Origin of the sequence: Alkaliphilus serpentinus, assembly GCF_009017255.1 — a bacterium.
In the GTDB taxonomy this organism is placed as follows: Bacteria; Bacillota; Clostridia; order Peptostreptococcales; family Natronincolaceae; genus Alkaliphilus_D; species Alkaliphilus_D serpentinus.
In genome coordinates, this window is the sequence record NZ_WBZB01000056.1 from 1 (window position 1) to 17,659 (window position 17,659).

The 17,659-nt window shown below is 36.5% G+C and carries 17 protein-coding genes; 4 read left to right on the forward strand and 13 right to left on the reverse strand.

The annotated features are described in order from the left end of the window. Positions 1 to 58: 58 nt before the first annotated feature. Positions 59 to 829, reverse strand: coding sequence for a potassium channel family protein (locus F8153_RS14495; protein WP_151867078.1), 771 nt, complete (start codon positions 827 to 829; stop codon positions 59 to 61). Positions 830 to 1,030: 201 nt separating this feature from the next. Further along, positions 1,031 to 2,539 (reverse strand): recombinase family protein, encoded by a 1,509-nt coding sequence (locus tag F8153_RS14500; RefSeq protein WP_151867079.1) that lies wholly within the window; start codon positions 2,537 to 2,539, stop codon positions 1,031 to 1,033. A 127-nt stretch (positions 2,540 to 2,666) separates the two neighbouring features. Between F8153_RS14500 and F8153_RS16605 the strand changes: the two genes are divergently transcribed. The 3 genes from F8153_RS16605 to F8153_RS14510 all read left to right on the forward strand — a co-directional run bounded on the left by F8153_RS16605 (position 2,667) and on the right by F8153_RS14510 (position 3,552). Next, the gene (locus F8153_RS16605; protein WP_279237141.1) at positions 2,667 to 2,795 is read left to right on the forward strand and encodes a hypothetical protein; all 129 of its coding nucleotides are present in this window, start codon (positions 2,667 to 2,669) and stop codon (positions 2,793 to 2,795) included. A gap of 70 nt (positions 2,796 to 2,865) precedes the next feature. Beyond that, positions 2,866 to 3,282, forward strand: a complete 417-nt coding sequence (locus F8153_RS14505) for an ABC transporter substrate-binding protein (RefSeq protein WP_243137000.1) — start codon at positions 2,866 to 2,868, stop codon at positions 3,280 to 3,282. An 84-nt stretch (positions 3,283 to 3,366) separates the two neighbouring features. Beyond that, the gene (locus F8153_RS14510) at positions 3,367 to 3,552 is read left to right on the forward strand and encodes a hypothetical protein (RefSeq protein ID WP_151867080.1); all 186 of its coding nucleotides are present in this window, start codon (positions 3,367 to 3,369) and stop codon (positions 3,550 to 3,552) included. Between the two features lie 127 nt (positions 3,553 to 3,679). On the opposite strand, the gene F8153_RS14515 is transcribed toward F8153_RS14510, so the two are convergent. The 6 genes from F8153_RS14515 to F8153_RS14540 form a co-directional block, all read right to left on the reverse strand. Continuing rightward, on the reverse strand, positions 3,680 to 4,486 hold the full coding sequence (locus F8153_RS14515; RefSeq protein WP_243137001.1) for an anaerobic ribonucleoside-triphosphate reductase activating protein: 807 nt from the start codon (positions 4,484 to 4,486) through the stop codon (positions 3,680 to 3,682). 26 nt (positions 4,487 to 4,512) lie between these two features. After that, positions 4,513 to 6,642 (reverse strand): ribonucleoside triphosphate reductase, encoded by a 2,130-nt coding sequence (locus tag F8153_RS14520; protein WP_151867082.1) that lies wholly within the window; start codon positions 6,640 to 6,642, stop codon positions 4,513 to 4,515. Positions 6,643 to 6,857: 215 nt separating this feature from the next. Further along, positions 6,858 to 7,037 (reverse strand): hypothetical protein, encoded by a 180-nt coding sequence (locus F8153_RS14525; protein ID WP_151867083.1) that lies wholly within the window; start codon positions 7,035 to 7,037, stop codon positions 6,858 to 6,860. A gap of 26 nt (positions 7,038 to 7,063) precedes the next feature. After that, complete coding sequence (locus F8153_RS14530; protein WP_151867084.1) at positions 7,064 to 7,549, reverse strand: FMN-binding protein; 486 nt, start codon at positions 7,547 to 7,549, stop codon at positions 7,064 to 7,066. A 117-nt stretch (positions 7,550 to 7,666) separates the two neighbouring features. After that, positions 7,667 to 9,343 (reverse strand): M3 family oligoendopeptidase, encoded by a 1,677-nt coding sequence (locus F8153_RS14535; RefSeq protein ID WP_151867085.1) that lies wholly within the window; start codon positions 9,341 to 9,343, stop codon positions 7,667 to 7,669. Between the two features lie 103 nt (positions 9,344 to 9,446). Next, positions 9,447 to 11,003 carry a putative polysaccharide biosynthesis protein gene (locus tag F8153_RS14540; RefSeq protein ID WP_151867086.1) on the reverse strand — a complete coding sequence of 519 codons (1,557 nt, stop codon included), beginning with the start codon at positions 11,001 to 11,003 and terminating at the stop codon, positions 9,447 to 9,449. Between the two features lie 353 nt (positions 11,004 to 11,356). Here F8153_RS14540 and F8153_RS14545 point away from each other — a divergent pair, with 353 nt between their 5' ends. Then, positions 11,357 to 12,640 (forward strand): Sapep family Mn(2+)-dependent dipeptidase, encoded by a 1,284-nt coding sequence (locus F8153_RS14545; protein WP_151867087.1) that lies wholly within the window; start codon positions 11,357 to 11,359, stop codon positions 12,638 to 12,640. Between the two features lie 139 nt (positions 12,641 to 12,779). Here the strand turns inward: F8153_RS14545 and F8153_RS14550 are convergent, their stop codons facing one another. The 5 genes from F8153_RS14550 to F8153_RS14570 form a co-directional block, all read right to left on the reverse strand. Then, on the reverse strand, positions 12,780 to 13,022 hold the full coding sequence (locus F8153_RS14550; RefSeq protein ID WP_151867088.1) for a YkoF family thiamine/hydroxymethylpyrimidine-binding protein: 243 nt from the start codon (positions 13,020 to 13,022) through the stop codon (positions 12,780 to 12,782). A gap of 63 nt (positions 13,023 to 13,085) precedes the next feature. Continuing rightward, on the reverse strand, positions 13,086 to 14,030 hold the full coding sequence (locus tag F8153_RS14555) for a DMT family transporter (RefSeq protein WP_243137002.1): 945 nt from the start codon (positions 14,028 to 14,030) through the stop codon (positions 13,086 to 13,088). A 28-nt stretch (positions 14,031 to 14,058) separates the two neighbouring features. Beyond that, a complete protein-coding gene (murI, locus tag F8153_RS14560; protein WP_151867089.1) occupies positions 14,059 to 14,883 on the reverse strand; it encodes a glutamate racemase in 825 nt (274 codons plus the stop codon). A gap of 189 nt (positions 14,884 to 15,072) precedes the next feature. Then, the gene (locus F8153_RS14565) at positions 15,073 to 15,840 is read right to left on the reverse strand and encodes a hypothetical protein (protein WP_151867090.1); all 768 of its coding nucleotides are present in this window, start codon (positions 15,838 to 15,840) and stop codon (positions 15,073 to 15,075) included. Positions 15,841 to 16,185: 345 nt separating this feature from the next. Then, positions 16,186 to 17,535, reverse strand: a complete 1,350-nt coding sequence (locus tag F8153_RS14570; RefSeq protein WP_151867091.1) for a glucose-6-phosphate isomerase — start codon at positions 17,533 to 17,535, stop codon at positions 16,186 to 16,188. Positions 17,536 to 17,659: the final 124 nt, after the last annotated feature.

Consider the following 17,659-nt stretch of genomic DNA (forward strand, 5'->3'; position numbering starts at 1 on the left):
ATCCCCCATTTAATAGGAAAAATGAGAACTTTCCTATTAAATAGAAAAGTAAATAGCTTCACAGCCTTTTACTTTTTATAAAATCAATAAATTTTATAACCTCTTCAATTTCTTCTGGGTTTAGCTGAGATAAGTCAACCTTTTTACTCTTACTGGTTTTATAGCGACTTTTGTTGTTAATGAAATAAATGGTGATCATTCCTGTGTAAATACCCATAAAGGTTATCCCTGCAAACATCACTATAGAACCAATTATTCGTCCTAAAATCGTTATCGGTACAATATCTCCGTAGCCCACCGTTGTGGCAGTTACAACACTCCACCATAATGCTTCACCAAATCTATTTATAGAGTATTTAAATTCTGCATAGTAGATACCAATGGCACCAAATAATATGGCTACTGTATTAATCAGAGTAATATACAAGAAGCCGCTGGTTCGAAAAAACAGGCTAATTTCATGCCTTAGCTTACTCATAAGGGCCAATAGCCTTATAATTCTCATTATTTGCAAAGCCTCTGTCAGCTTTATCAATCTAAGTAGCCTAAATACTCGAATACCTCTAAAAAAATAATTAAATGGAATAATGGCAATTAAATCAAAAATATGTGAGATAGCAAATTTTCTTTTATCCTTTGAAAAAAATAATCTTGTAAAATAATCAACTGCAAATATAAATAAGATGCTATTTTCAATAAATATCAATCTATCTGATCTATAGATGGTTATCCTTCCTATTAAATCTAGCAACGCCAGGGTCACCAAAGCCAGGGCTAAAAGTGCTATACAAGTTTCATAAATAATCACTAGCCTTCTAGGGAATTTCATATAGTAGTTTTTCACCGCCTTTATAGAGAAATTATCTCTACTATTATTGCTTAATCCCTACTAAATTATATCAAGACAGCAATAATGGGTTTCTATAATGTAGCAAGGGCTTCTCAATTTCTTTCTACTAAATAAGCTAGGATAATAAAGGACTAAAAAAGCCTCTATGAAAAATAGAAGCTTAATAATGTATTAATTTCCTTATAACCACATATGTATTTCTAGATTAAAACCCTCCTTATCAGCCGTCTTATCCTTATCATAAACCACCTTTTCTATAAGGATTTTTAGAAACCTATTTCTTTTTTCAGCATCTAATCTAGGGTATAATTCTTTAATAAACTCATTTGAATCAGCGATGGGGGAGATAAGATAACTCTTATTTTCTTTAGAACTCTTTTTATTTGAAAGCTTTTTCTGAAGGTTTTTAATATCCTTGTCTCCTTCATCAATTCTATTATTAATGGTTTTCATTCTTTCCTGAAAGGTTTCATTGTCATATAACCCTTGTTCAAGAAGATCATAGAGCTTTTCCTTCTGATCTACTAATGTTTCTCTATTTTTAATGATTTTTTCAATATGATCTTCTATTACTTGAATTTCAGCATTCTTTGAAGTCTCCTTCTGATACTTAAATGAATATTTGAATTTAGCCAATTCCTTTAAAATAGCTTCTAACAATCTTTCTTCTATAAGCTTTATATAGCTGGACTTTACTCCTCCGCAGTTTCTATAGCACCTTAAACTATCGGGTTTATTCTTATCAGTTCTTATGGTCATTGTACTGCCGCAACAACCACACTTTATTAACCCGGCTAGAGGGTTTCTTAAATTCCTGTTGCTATGGTTTCTTGGACTAATTCTTTTGTGAGCAATTTCTTCCGCTTCTTTAAAAACTTCATCTTTAATGATGGCAGCATGCTTTCCTTGGTATATCAGCCACTTGTTTTTAGCCTGTAATTTAGCCTGTTTGTATCCCCTTATATCATAGCTTGTTTTCTTTTTTCCCCAAACCACCCTACCAGTATAAACTGGATTCTTTAGAATAGACCTAATGGTGGTTTTATCCCAATTGAGGTTTCCCTTGGCAGTAGGAATTTTATGGTCTATTAGATAATTGGCGATTTTACTGTCTCCATAGCCCTCCTTTGTATATAAGTGAAAAATAAGCTTTACTACCTCGGCTTCCTTCTCATTAATCATTAGGGTTTTGTCCTTCTTTTCATATCCATAGGGAGCAATTGAAGCAATATAATTACCCTCCTCTAAGCTTTTCATACGTCCCCTCATTAAACGCTTCTTAATAATCTTCAGCTCTCTTCTAGACATAAAGGCCTCAAACTCAGAATATTCCTCGTCAAATTCATTATCAAGGTCATAGGTTTTGTTGGGGGTAATAATTTTCGTATTATGCCTTTTAAAGGTCTCCAGGATTAACCCCTGCTCCCGCATATTACCCCTTCCAAGTCGATCAATATCCATAACAAGTACTGCATCATATTTGTTTTCTTCAACCTCTTGCAATAGCTCCAACATCTTCTGTCTTCTGACAATGGATTCACCAGACTGGACCTCTGATTTAATTTCCACCACCTTCAACTTGTGTTTTTTTGCATAGGCCAATAAAGTAGCCCTATGCCTATTTAAAACTTCTTCAATAGGTGCATTTTCTTCACTTCTAGATTTCCGCAAATAGATACAAACCTTCATGCTATTCACCTTCCATTTGGTGGTTTCCTATTATTTGCTAATCTTTATGAGGAAGGGAAGTTGTCTTATGTCTTATTTTCTTCTTCCATCCATGCCCACCTCATATATATTACTAGGGGTGTTTAATATGGATAAAATCATCTATACTGGAAAGGCAGCAAAAGAAGCGGTTATAAGGGAGCTTGATGAGATACTAAGTAGATTTATCGATGAACTTAAGGAGGAATTAATAAAAAAAGGGGCTGATAAGGGCTAATCAACTCCTTTTTTTATTAAGGTGGTATCATGAGGATTCCCATACAACACTATTTGAGCCAACGGCCTCCATGCTAGAAATGGAAGGTAAGGGCTTTGTTGTTGCTTCAGTAGGAAAAGAGAGCGGTTATATACCCTACACTGCCTATAGTGCAAGAAAAAGCTATATAGAAAAGAACCCTGACATTATTCAGGGCTTCACCAATGCCGTTTACAAAGGAATGCTATGGGTTGAAAGCCATAGTGCTGAAGAAGTGGCAAAATCTATCCAACCCCATTTTCCTGATGCCAATCTAGATATTTTGATATCTGTTGTTGAACGTTATAGATCAATAGGGGCCTGGGCACCTAATCCAGTCCTTACTAAAGATGGATTAGATAGATTACAAGAGGTTATGATGGAGGCTGGCGAGCTGGATAAACCAGTTGAATACGATAGCATTGTTATAACCAAATTTGCTGAAAAAGCCATGGAAAGTATTAAATAATAATAGTAGCACTTTTAGATGCAAAATCATAATTTATACTAAGATTAATCAATCTTAAAAAATACATTTAAGGTGGTGAAATATATGGGTATACCTGCAGGAGGCGTAGGCGGAATATTTAGCAATCAAAGCAGCCTATTATTCTTCTTTCTATTACTAGTGATCATATTCTGTAATTGCAGATTCTTCACATCAGGAGATGAGTTATTATTCTTCTTCCTATTGTTGGTAGTTCTATTTGGAGGAAGATGGATTTGGGGTTCAATATAGTTTAAATAATACTTAAGGGCTCGGAATTCAATTCCGAGCCCTTATTTGTGCGATGGGAAGTCGCATAACAAGGGGTCCTATTATTTAGGACCCTAAGGTTGTTGAAATGCCCCTAGCCTTTCATTTTCTAATTCCCTTTAACCTCTAAGGTTTTAAATTTTCCCTGTAGCCTATCCTTCAGCTCCTGCAGGGTTTCTTTATCATAGGGTGTGAAAACCCCTACCCCACCTAAAACCCCCTCATTATCCCTAAAGTTTTGTAGGGTAAAGGCTGGAACCCCTGCTACAAGTTCAGCAATTTCCAAAATGTCCTCTTTAGAAATCAACTCCTTACACACAGTGGTTCTAAGCTGATACTCTATCGAGCTGGCTTTTAATATCTGTAAGCTTTCTAAAATATCCTCAGTGTTTACAGCTACCTTTGTTACCTGATTATATTTATGAAGGGGAGCCTTTAGATCCATTGCCACATAATCCAAAAGACCCGCCTCCAATAATTCCTTTAACATATGGGGGTTTGATCCGTTGGTATCCAGCTTTACACTAAAGCCCTCATGCTTTAAAGATCGAAGAAAATCCTTTAAATCAGGCTGTAGGGTGGGCTCTCCACCAGAGATACAAACCGCCTCAACATATTTTTTTCTACTGATTAAGTACTTGATTACTTCCTCGTCTGACATTTCCTCCCCTTCACCCTTTACCAAGGGGCCATTATGGCAAAAGGGGCAGTTAAAATTACAGCCCCCAGTAAAAACAACAGTTGAAATTTTGCCAGGATAGTCAATAAAGGAAGATTTAATCATACCTAAGATCTTCATAGTCAATCCCTCTTCTTTAGGTCTTTCTTCATTTTGATCTTTTATGCTAAATGTTTCTGTTCTTAAATTTACGTTTGCTTCGATGTGTCGAAGCTTCCACAATTCAACATTCAACATTTAACATTTAACATTGCATTTGCTTTTTATATTGCCTTTTCATCCTTAAGTATTTCATTTCTATTCTTTAAGCTCACCTCTGGGGAAAACTCTTCCCGCATCTCATATTCCGCTTGTTTACCTTTGTTCCAGGCTTGAACGGGTCTATGGAAGCCTACTACCCGAGTCCATACCTCTGCCTCCTTCTCACAATGGGGACAGGTGAAATGCTCTCCAGAAAGATAGCCATGATCAGGACAGATGGAGAAGGTTGGTGTTATGGTGATATAGGGAATACTGCTCTTTTCCATAACCTTCTTAATAAGCTCCTTGCAGGTTTCAATATTATCAATTTCTTCTCCGATAAAGCCATGTAACACAGTTCCGCCAGTGTATAGGGTTTGTAAATTCTCTTGTAAATCTATGGCCTCAAAGATGTCCTTTGTATGGTCTACAGGTAGCTGAGTAGAGTTGGTGTAGAAGGGCTCATCCTTACCCTGGGCAAAAATCCTGGGATAAAGCTTTTTGTCAATTCTTGCAAAACGATAAGCTGTACCCTCTGCTGGAGAGGCCTCTAAATTCCACAGACTTCCCGTTTCCTCTTGATATATTTGAATGACTCTATTCATAAATTCCATTATTTCAATGGCAAAATCTCTTCCCTCTTCTGTGGTAATGTCCTTACCAATAAGATTGATACAGGCTTCATTCATGCCATTTAAGCCGATGGTTGAAAAATGGTTCTTGAAGTACTCCCCAGTACCATCCTTAACCCCTTGAAGATAATGTCTTGAATAGGGATATAAACCTGCCTCCATATAGCTTTCTAGAACAGCCCTCTTAGCTTCACAAATTTCCTTGGCATACTCCATTAACTCTCTAACCCTCTTTTTAAAATCTTCGGGGGTGTTGGCCACATAACCAATTCTAGCCATATTAAGGGTTACCACATTAATGGATCCTGTAAGGGGATTGGCTCCAAACAGACCTCCACCTCTTTTTCTAAGCTCTCTATTATCAAGCCTTAAACGACAGCACATAGATCGAATATCTTCAGGAGATAAATCGGAGTTAACAAAGTTTGCAAAGTATGGTGTTCCAAACTTTCTTGTCATTTCCATTAAGGAGTTTACTGTATCAGAATTCCATGGAAAGTCATCGGTAATATTGATGGTTGGTATCGGGAAGCTGAAGGCTCTACCAGCTCCATCTCCCTCCATCATTACCTCACAAAAGGCTTGATTAAACATATCCATTTCCCTTTGGAATTCGCTATAGGTTTTATCCATCATCTCTCCACCAATGATAGCTGGCTGATTTTTAAGAAGTTGGTGGGGTGTGATATCTAAGGTTACATTGGTAAAGGGGGTTTGGAAGCCTACCCTTGTTGGTACATTTAAATTAAACACGAAGCGTTGAATAGCCTTTTTTACCTGTTTAAAATCCAAATTATCATAATAGATAAAGGGTGCTAGGTATGTATCTAAGCTTGATACTGCCTGGGCTCCCGCTGACTCTCCTTGAAGGGTATAAAGAAGATTTACCAGCTGTCCTAGGGCAGATTCAAAATGCTTAGGTGGCTTGGATTCGATTTTTCCCTTTGCTCCCTTAAAGCCCTTAACTAAAAATGCTTCTAAATCCCATCCACAGCAATAGGGGGCTAAGAGGCCTAAATCATGTATATGTAAATCACCCCGAGTATGGGCGTCTCTTAAATCCTTACGATAGATTTTATTGAGCCAATACTTAGTGGTTATGCTTTCAACAATATGGTTGTTTAAGCCTTGAAGAGAGAAGCCCATATTGGCATTCTCATTAACACGCCAATCCTCTAGATTGACGTATTCTTCAACCATTTTTTCTGCGTCCATAAAAAGATTTTTAACTTCTCTGATTTCCTCATGTCTTTTTCGATATAATATGTATGCCTTAGCGGTTTTTGCGTGTCCTTCTTCTATGAGTACCTTTTCCACTACATCTTGAATATCTTCAACTGAAGGTATACTTGCTCTACTAGTTTCATTTATTATGTCGGTTACGATTTTTGTAAGCCTCGCTGATTTTACTTCGTCTTTTCCACCCACCGATTGTGCAGCGGCGAAAATGGCCTCTTTAATCTTATTGCTGTCGAAATCTACGATTTCTCCGTTTCTCTTTTGCACCTTGGTTACAGCCAATTATACCCCTCCTATTACATTATTTTCGACACGTTATACTATATATTGTATATCATACATTATTTGCCCCCATATATACAATGTTACCATGGTCTTATATTATAGTTTTTTTAAAAGTATTCTTACGATTTCTTCATATATCTTTGATATTTGTAAGATTTAAATTTCCATAAAAAAGAGACGCCATTGCGCCTCTAATTCTGTAATAACAGTATTTACCCCCATTTGGGTTTGTTAAACTCATTTCCTAAGGCTTGAATTCTGTTTTCCTCATCAACGGAAATAATATAAGCATTAATTCCCTGTTGCTCATATTCTTTAACCCTTTGGATGGCTTCTTCCCTTGTCATTTCTGTTGACGTTCCATTTTCTGTACGAATCACATATCTATTCATAAAATCCCTCTTTTCACTAAATGAATTTATTCAGCCTCCTCAAGGGCTTTTTTTGCTAGTTCAACGAATTTTGTATGGCTACTGGTTGCGCCGCTTACTACATTAATTTCCTCAGGATTCTGGGTTTCTATTAATTCTTCCTGGTAATCTTCAATAGCAGCTAACGCATCAACATTAGAAGCTTCCTCCCACCTCTTTATATAGTCTTCATCCTGAAGCTTTGATTCATCATCTTCGTTTAGTTCATCAAAGGTTGCCTCAGTAATTTCTCCACCTTCAACAACCATAGTAAGTATTCCTCGCCATCCTCTTTCGTCTGGATCAAGCTCAACAGAATATTCTCCATCCTTAAGCTTACCTTCCTCATCTTCATCCTGAGGATCTTCAACAGGATCTTCAACTGGTGGATCTGGCTGTGGATCAGGTTCTGTTTCTTGCTGACAGCCTGTAATGGCTAAGGCCAAGGTTAAGAAAACTGCTATTACAATATAGAATAGCTTAAATTTTTTCATCTACACTACCTCCTAGTTAAGTTATTATTGACTTATAATTATTTTGCACAAAAAAAAACCCTCTATTCATGAAATCCTTAATAGAAGGTTTTTTGTACTTTTCATTAATATTGCTTATTACTGATTTTTTATTGCCTCCAGCTTTCCTTTTATAAAATCCATCAATTCCCCTATAAGCTCTTCTGAGAAGTCAAATTTTATCCCAGCGGCTTCATAGACCTCTGTCAATGGTTTAGATCTTCCTAAAGCTAAAGCACTTTCAAAATCAGCAAGGGCCTTTTGAGGATTCTCACAATAATTTTTCCATACCTGTAATGCTCCCAACTGAGCGATGGCATATTCTATGTAATAGAAGGGAACTTCATACATGTGTATCTGGGCCTTCCATCTATTCTCTAGCTCCTCTTGGAGGCCACTCCAATCCTCATAGTGTTGACTTAAGGATTTGGCTATTTCCTTAAACATCATATTCCTTTCCTTGGCTGTATGGTTTGGGTTTTCGTAGATCCAATGCTGGAATTTATCCACCGTCATAGCCCAGGAAACAAATTTAATAATGTTTTCCAGATGGTCAATTCTAAGCTTTTTAAAATCCTCCTTATCAGGATATAAGCAATTCCATTTATCCATAGTGATTAACTCCATAGACATACTGGCCAGCTCTGAGGATTCCATTGGGGTAGTATGGTAGTGATAGATTGGTAAATTCTTTTTCAATAGGTTATGGATAGAATGACCCATCTCATGGACCATTGTTACGAATCCGTGATAGCTACCACTAAAGTTCATAAAAATAAAGGATAACTCCTTTACAGGTAGGTAATAACAAAACCCACCATTGGCTTTAGCTTTTCTGCTATCTAGGTCAAGCATTCCCTCCTCCTGCATTTTTCTTAAAAGATCACCATATTCCTTTTTCACACTATAGAACATTTTGATGGTGACCTCCACCATATCCTTTGAGGTTTCCAATAAGCTTATTGCCTTAGTTCCCTGGGGTGTGGCATTGCTATCCCAAGGTCTTAAGGTGTCTACTCCAAGCTTTTGCTGTAGCTCCCTTTCTAAACCATCCTTTATGGGTACTATTGTTTTCTCCACTGCTTGATGGAAGGTTTTACATTCCTCAGGGGTATAGTCAAAGCGCTCGTATTTTTTAAACATATAATCTCTATAATTACTAAAGCCTGCATTTATAGCTATTTGATGTCTTATTTTCACCATCTGATCCATTATTTCATCTAAATCTTTGCTATCCTCTAGTCTTCTTTCTTGTACCAGCCTCCAGGCCTTCTCTCGAATACTTCTATCAGAGCCCATTAAGTAAACACTCATTTGTAGTAGGGTTTTTTCTTCTCCCTCCCACATAACTGTCATATTCCCCATTATGGAGCTATATTTACTGATTAATGCATCTTCCTCCGCCTCAAGCTTTATGTTTTCTTCTTTAAAAAGCTCTATAGAGTTTAATTTGCTTTTGATGTAGCTTCCATAAAGTTCTTGATTAAGGTCACTTTTAAAGGGGTTATTATAGAACTTTTCATCCAACTGAGCTTTATATTTTTTAACTAAGGGTGTAGCCTTTTGTTGGCTAAACTGGTAAGCTTTTTTTATTTCCTCGTTATCGCTATAACAATGGAAATCAATATAGCACTTGCCAATTTGTTGCTTGATTTCTTTGTCAATCTGCCCCTCTTCCTGAATCCAACCTTCCAACTCTTCTACTGAATTTATTGGTTTATTAACCAACTGCTGTAGCCTTTCTTCTAGCTCTTGAATATTTCTTATGTCTATCATTAGAACCCTCCTTCTTCCTATTGCTTCATTTTCTATTGAGTTAGGAAAATGTCTTTATATTAATGATACTATATATATAAATAAAATAATATTAATATTATTCTTACTTTAAGAAAAATCGATCCTCTTTTAAATTAATGCCTCCTAAAAGGAATAAAGCCAACAAGTAAAAGCCCATCCCTACGAAAATAGAAATCATGGTAGCTACAGCTTCTATATTAAGATGATTCATAACTATTCTAAAGGTAGCTATTACCATTGCCGCCATTATTGCTGAAGATACAATGGGCTTAACAATGGTATCCATGATCCTAAGCTTAAGACCAATTCTTCTTTTTATTGCTAGGTAATTAAGGGTCATTATTATAAAATAACCCACAATAGTGCCTATGACTGTTCCGATGATATTTAGATGGGTGGCCAACAAATAGGTGCTTATTCCCCATTTTACCACCACACCAATTAATAGGTTTCCAACAGGAGTAAAGACCCTACTAAGGCCTTGAAGGATTCCTGTCATGGTTTGAGCTAAGGATATAAACAAAACATTTAATGCTAAGATCTTCAAAATCTCTCCACCCATTTCTGTGGGTCCCCAAAGAAGGTGTATAATCTGATGGGATAGAATGGATAAGCCTACAGCTGCTGGCAATGCAATGATTATTGTAATTCTGATTCCCATAGCCGCCTTTTCTCGTACCTCCTGAAGTCTTTTTTTACTAAAGGATTCTGAGATTGCTGGAACGATGCTTGCCGCCATTGCCATACTAAAGGTTAGGGGTACATTCATTAGAGTTACTGCCTTTCCAGTCAGTCTACCATAGAGAATTGTTGCTCCTTCAACTGTATATCCATTATCCAACAGACTAGAGTGAACAATAATGGAGTCGATAAGCCCCATAACAGAAGCCAATATTGCTCCTACAGTAATCGGCAGGGCCAACCATACAACCCTCTTGACAATCACCCAAGTGCTGTCCACCTCCATAAACCATTGCCCCTTCTGGTAGTTACATACATTTAAAGTCCTTCTATACTTTAAATAGTATATACAAAGAACTATAGCCCCCAGAAAGGCTCCAGCTGTTGCTCCAAAGGAGGCACCACCGGCTGCTACCCCTGTTCCTTTTTTCACTAGAAAATAAGCTAAACCCACACCAACAGTAACTCTCCCCATCTGCTCAATAATTTGTGATATTGCCGTGGGGGTCATCAGCTGAAAGCCCTGAAAATACCCTCTAAAGGCTGACATAATGGATACAAAAAAGGGTGCAAAGGATAAGCCAATGATTGCATAGTAGGTTTCCTCTGGCCAGTCTAACACTTTAATGATTATCGGAGCACCCTTGTATAACATAATGGAGGTTGTTAGACCCGTAAAGAACAATAGTAAAAAGGAGATTTTAAAAACCTTTCTGGCTCCCTTAATATTCCCAACTGCAAGCTTCTCTGATATAAGCTTTGATATTGCAGCTGGGAATCCTATAATCGAAACCGCCAACAGTAATGTATAAACGGGGTATGGTAATCCAAAAATCCCCATTCCTTCATCGTGTATGAGCCTCTGTAGGGGAATTTTAAAGAATATCCCTAAAAATTTAGCCATTAACCCCGCTATGGCCAGGATAAAAGCCCCCTTAATTAATTTTTTACTGGACATAAAAAAACTCCTCCGTTAAGGCATTTATTATTAATATATTCCTAGGATTAGGGGGATTATGTTTATTTAAACTATAAGAAAAATCTTCAATTCTATCATTTTAAACTGTAGATGGACTATGAAATTTGCACGCAAATTTCCACATCAATTCAACATTCAACATTCAACACTTAACATTAACATTCCACATTTAATAATCAACATCATCTAGACTCTCACGCTAATTCTCCTTCATAATTACATGATTACTTATTGGTTTTTTATTCCTATATTTGCTATACTTAAATAGAATCATTTTAACAAAGGATACAAAAACTACTGAAAAACTTTGTCCTATTATTGGAGGTATAAACATGGATGAACTAAAGAAAATTATCGATGGCTTAAAGGAGGATTTAATTAAGTCTACTCAAGAGCTCATTCAAATAGATAGCGTCGAGGATGCTCCTCTTCTTGACATGCCCTTTGGTGAAGGTGTTGATAAAGCTTTAAGATATGTAATAGATAAAGCTGAAGCTTTGGGCTTTAAAGGTGTATACAAAGATGGCTACTATGGTTATATTGAAATGGGTGAAGGGAAGGAGTTAGTAGGGATATTAGGTCATTTAGATGTGGTACCTGCTGAGAAACCCAAAGAATGGAAATACCCACCCTTTGGTGGAGAAATCCATGACAATAAGATTTATGGTCGGGGAGCAATAGACGATAAAGGACCTGTAATGTCGGCACTATATGCAATGAAGGCTGTTAAGGATCTAGGTACCCCCTTAAATAAACGAATCAGATTAATTCTAGGTACCAATGAGGAAACAAGATGGGAATGTATTAATCGATATAAGCAGCAGGAGGAGCTTCCTAGCTTTGGCTTCACCCCCGACGCAGAGTATCCACTAATAAATGCCGAGAAGGGCCTTCTACAATTAAAATTATCTATTACGAAGGGTGCTTCCTTTTCTTTACAGGGTGGAAATGCATTAAATAGTGTGCCTGACTATTGTATTTATAAAGATTCCTCAGGTGCTACCAAGGAGTTTCATGGTAAGGCCGTCCACTCAGCTAAGTGCTATGAAGGTGATAATGCTATACTTAAAGCTGTAACAAGGATGTATGAAGAAAAGGTAAACTGTGGAATGATTGAATATCTTAATAAGGAAATAGGAAATGACCCCTATGTAGAAAAGATTTTTAAAGGTTTTGAGGATAAGGCCTCTGGAAAGCTGACCTTTAATGTAGCTAAAGTTGATATTAATGAAAAACAACAAGACTTATATATCGACATTAGATTCCCTGTTTCAAAGAATAAGGAAGAGATTCTTAAGCTATTGACAGAAAGCTGTAAACCCTATAATATTCAAGTATCTGAGGAGGATTCCCTCCCCACCTTATATGTGGATGAGAATCACTTTATAGTAAAAACCCTTCAAGATGTTTTTCAGAAGGAGACGGGTTTAGATGCGAAGCCTTTATTCACAGGGGGGGCAACCTATGCAAGGGCCTTTGATAACTTCGTTGCCTATGGGCCAGTTCTTCCAGGTCAGATTAAAACAGCCCATCAGATGGACGAGTATATAGAGGTGGATTTATTATTAAAAAATGTAGCCATCTATGCAAGGGCTATCGAGATGTTGGGTAAATGATTAGATCTATGTCGAATGTTAAATGTTGAATGTTAAATGATTGTAGCTTCAAGCAACTAAAAACTTTTTACTAATGATAAAAAACAAAAGGATGAGTCTAGTGAAAGATTCATCCTTAATACTTTTAATATTATAAACTTTAGTCAGCGGCATTGGTAACGGTAATTACCATGCTTACTTCTCCTTTATTTTTAGCCTCATCAAATAAAGTTCTTAAGCTTCTCCATACTTCATCATCATTACCTTGTATATGGGTGTCCATGGAGCCTACATTATAGGTTATTCTATGATTTTGAAGACTGTTTATAGAATTATTGATTACCTCAGTAGCATTTGAGGTTTTTAACGGATATAATGCAACTTCTGCGTGAATTCTACTCATAAAATCCTCCTTCTTCTTTTTTCTTTTTTAGTATGATAACTTAGGAAGGATTTTATGCTTTATTTATTTTACCATCCCTTTATTTATTCCCTCAGCCAGATCTTTTTCCTTAACAATGATCTTTAGCCTAGAGGTTAAATAAACACCAACTACTATTAAGCTGCCACTAAATATTGTAAAAAGGGTAATTTCTTCCTTCAATATCAGTGCAGATAAGATCATAGAAAAGGCTGGCACCAGATTAATAAATATAGCAGTTTTACTGGCCCCTAATTTTTTGATAGATGTCTGTTGTACCAAATATCCTATAAAGGAGGGGAAAATAGCCATATAAACTACTCCCAGCCAACCCTTATAGGTGGTTCGAGGTAAAAATTCCAAAGGTTTTTCCATGAATGCAAAGGGTAAGGTAAATAGAGCACATAATACAAAGCTGTAGGTTGTTAGTATAAGGGGTGAGTATCGATTCATAACCCGTCTGCTGACAATAGAGTAAATGGCCCAGCAGGAAACCGCAAAGATCATCAAAACATCACCTCTATTGAAGCTCAAACTCATTATGATGGATAAATCACCCTTTGTAATGGTTAAAAGAACACCACTTAAGGCAATCAAAACAGCCCCCACTCGTTTAATATTTAAAACCTCATTTAAAAAAATTGCTGAAAGAAGAGTTGTAATAAGGGGATTGATGGCTGCAATCATACTGGCATTTATTGCTGTTGTATACTTTAAAGCCATAAAAAATAGTATATGATAACCTACCATCCCTACCAGTCCTAAGAAAATCATTACAGGTAAATCTTCCTTCTTCAATCTCCAGTTCTTTTTTTCAAACTTTACCATAGTAATAAAAATCAGTATAGAAGCAATAAAAAATCGCAGAAAGGTTAAGGATACCGGTGGAAATTCCACCACAGCCACCTTCCCGCCGATAAAGGCCCCTGCCCAGAATATCGATGAAATCAGCATTAAGAGAATTATTATCTTATTATTGCTTTTTTCCAAAATAAGCCCTTCTTCCTTTAATTTAGCTTTAAATATACTTAATGGATCCTTTGTACTGTAGCTCCATTAATTGAGTCTCTAAAAGCCTTTTACTGAGATGAATCATATCCATATTGGGGCTTGAATTTAACAATTGAACCTGAGTTTTAAATTCATCCCTATGATTATTTAATACATTATAGTTTTCTAACATCCTTTTAGCATGGAGGGCTGTTCCCAAATTCCCATCAATAAGGGTTTTTTCTAGGCCAACCACCCCTTTTACCGCTTCCTTGATAAAAACATAGTGGGTACAGCCTAAAACGATTGTGCTTACCTGATTTAAATCGATATCCTTATAAAGGTTCCTCAGATACTCCTCCAAAGTATCTGAAGATTTGCCATTTCCCTCTATGATTTCCACAAGGCCAGGGCATGGTAGCTTGATGATTTCCGCTTCTCCGTCTTTAAACTGTTGTATTAAATCGCCAAACTTCTTTTCCTTTAAAGTAACTGGAGTAGCCATTACTACGATTTTACCCCAGTGGGTTTGAGTAATGGCAGGCTTAATGGCTGGTTCCATTCCGATTACAGGGATATCTAATCTTTCTCTAAGGTCCTTTATTGCGGCACTGGTGGCTGTGTTGCAGGCCACCACCAATAGCTTAACTCCGATATTCATTAGAATATCAGCCACCTGTAGAGATCTTTCCTTTATATCCTTCGTATCCTTTATGCCATAGGGTGCATGATGGGAGTCCCCAAAATAAACATAATCCTCATTAGGCAAAAGGTTCATAAGCTCAGCCAATACACTAATTCCTCCAACCCCTGAATCGAATAGTCCTATTGGTAAAATTGATTGATTCTTCATTCATTCCACCATTCCTTTAGCTAATCAATATAATAATATTATCAGAATTAAATTGAATTCGTCAATTTAATTAGTTAACCCAAAAAGAGGCTACGAGAGTGCCTCCATAAAGTATTGTTTACATATTTTCTTTTTCTAACCTGAAGGCGTTTGTTATTTCATGATACATGACTATCCTATTTAAGCTTTTTACTTCTTTACCCAATTGCCATCTGAGTCTAGAAATTCTTCATCAAAGTAGGTACTTTCTATATTATCAATTTTAAAGGATTCTTCTTCATATAATAAGTAAAATTCTAAAGTCTCGGATCCTTTATATTCAATTTCAGTTTTACCATTTTCAAAAACATGATCTTCAGCCATTGACCTCATAAGACTATGATAATGAACCGTTACTGTTATCATAACTCCGTTTCCACTGATTATTTCCACATCACCAAAGGTTAGGGTATGATTGGATTCAATCTTTTCTCTAAGAATCAGACCATTGTCCATCCGCTCTTTCTTAACCTCCTGAACCGACTGATAAAAGGATTCAGTCATGAATTCTTTAAAGGCTTCTGCATTTTCCACTAAAAGATTATACTTAGATTTGTTAAAGAACTGATTGATTAATAAACGTATTTTATTGGTAAAGTTCTTCTTTCCGATAAAATACCCTTCATCATTTAATCGAAGGACCACTAGGTTTTCTTTCTCATCATTATACTGAGCATAAGTCTGACCTGTTTCAAGGCTTAGTTTACCGTCTTTAAAGGCAGCTGAAAATTCTCCATCTTTATCAGTCCACAGAAAACCTTTATCAAGCTTCTCAATGGTTAGGGTCTCCTGAAAATCGCTAAGGAGTAACCATTGCCCTAGAAGCTTTTCAGCATCTTTACCCCTGCTACAACCTGTGGCTACAGTAACAATGATCAGAACCATCAATATAAGTTTAAAGCCTTTAAGCTTTTTCATAATAACCTCCAAAAACATGTTTCTATCAAGCTAATTAATATTATAGCATATATGATGAATACAAAATAAAAAAACTCCAGTTAAACTGGAGCCAGACTGTTGAAAAATTAAAATTTCAAATCGGAACCAACTATGTTTTAAATAAAGAGAAATATGTGGAGTTAATAATAAAAGAACGATAAGATGGAAGATCAGTATTTTCAATGTTTGAGCCAAAGGTGAGTTTTGAAAATACCTGACATCTTTGAGTTCATCCTGCCTTTTGTCCGGGAACCGATTTCTCTGTTTTAAAATATAGGGGGTTTCAACAACCTCAAAAACTCCAGTTAAACTGGAGTTTTTTGTCTATTTTAATCTTTCCTCTAAAGCCTTTCTTTCTTCTTCGTAGCCCTTTTTACCCAGGAGGGCAAACATATTTTTCTTGTAATCCTCTACTCCTGGCTGATTAAATGGATTCACCCCTAGAATGTAGCCGCTTATGCCGCAGGCCTTTTCAAAAAAATACACCAAATAACCAAAATAATAGGGAGTTAATTTGGGAACATTTATAATTAAATTCGGCACTCCACCATCAATATGAGCTAAGGTTGTTCCTTCGAAGGCCTTTTGATTTACAAAGGTCATGGTTTTGCCTGCAAGATAATTTAATCCATCTAAATCATTGGCCTCTGCCTCTATCACTATTTCCTCTATAGATTCTTCAACCTGTATTACCGTTTCGAATAGGTTTCTAATACCCTGTTGAATATATTGGCCCATTGAATGTAGATCTGTTGAGAAGCTTCCTGTGGCTGGGAAAATCCCCTTTGAATCCTTACCCTCACTCTCACCAAACAGCTGCTTCCACCATTCTCCAAAATACTGTAGAGATGGCTCATATCCTACCAGCATTTCTATAGTCTTATTTTTTCGATACAAAATATTTCTAATGGCGGCATACTGGTAGCAATGATTTTCTTTAATATTAGGATTGTTGGTGTCCTTTAAGGCCTCTTTAGCCCCCTCCAATATTTCCTCTACATCAATTCCAGCTACAGCCATTGGCAGCAGCCCTACTGGAGTCAATACTGAGTATCTACCACCTACGTCATCAGGAATTACATAGGTTTTATAGCCTTCCTCATTTGCCAGCTCCTTTAGTGCCCCCTTTTCTTTATCTGTAGTAGCAATAGTTCTCTTGCTGGCTCCCTCTTTACCGTATTTATTCTCCATAAACCTCTTCAGAATTCTAAAGGCTATGGCTGGTTCCGTTGTGGTTCCGGATTTTGAAATTACATTGATGCAAACCTCTTTCTTTTCTATTAGATCTAATAACTGCTTTAGATAGGTGGAGCTTATATGGTGTCCAGCAAAATAAATTTCCGGTGCTTTTCGATCTTGGCTGGCTAGTTGATTGTGAAAATGATGGGTAAGCATTTCAATAGCAGCCTTTGCCCCTAAATAAGAGCCGCCTATGCCTACTATAATAAACACATCACATTTATTTTGAACATCTAATGCTGTATTTTTTATATCCCTTATAAGCTTGTTATCAATTGAATGGGGTAGCTCTAACCATCCTGTATATTCTTTACCAGCTCCTTCGTAATTATGTAGGATCTTATGGGCCATCTCAACAGCAGGCTGTAGATTTTCCATTTCATGTTGGCCTATAAAATTCAACGATTTTGAATAATCAAGAGTAATTCTTTTCATTTAGTAAACCCCCTAATGCTATTAGGTAGTGTCAAGTTTTGAGACTCCTTTTTGATTATTTATCTTTATTTTCAAAGGTTTTCAAAGTTTTTTTGCAAACAAAAACAATGACCCCCTTTTTTCA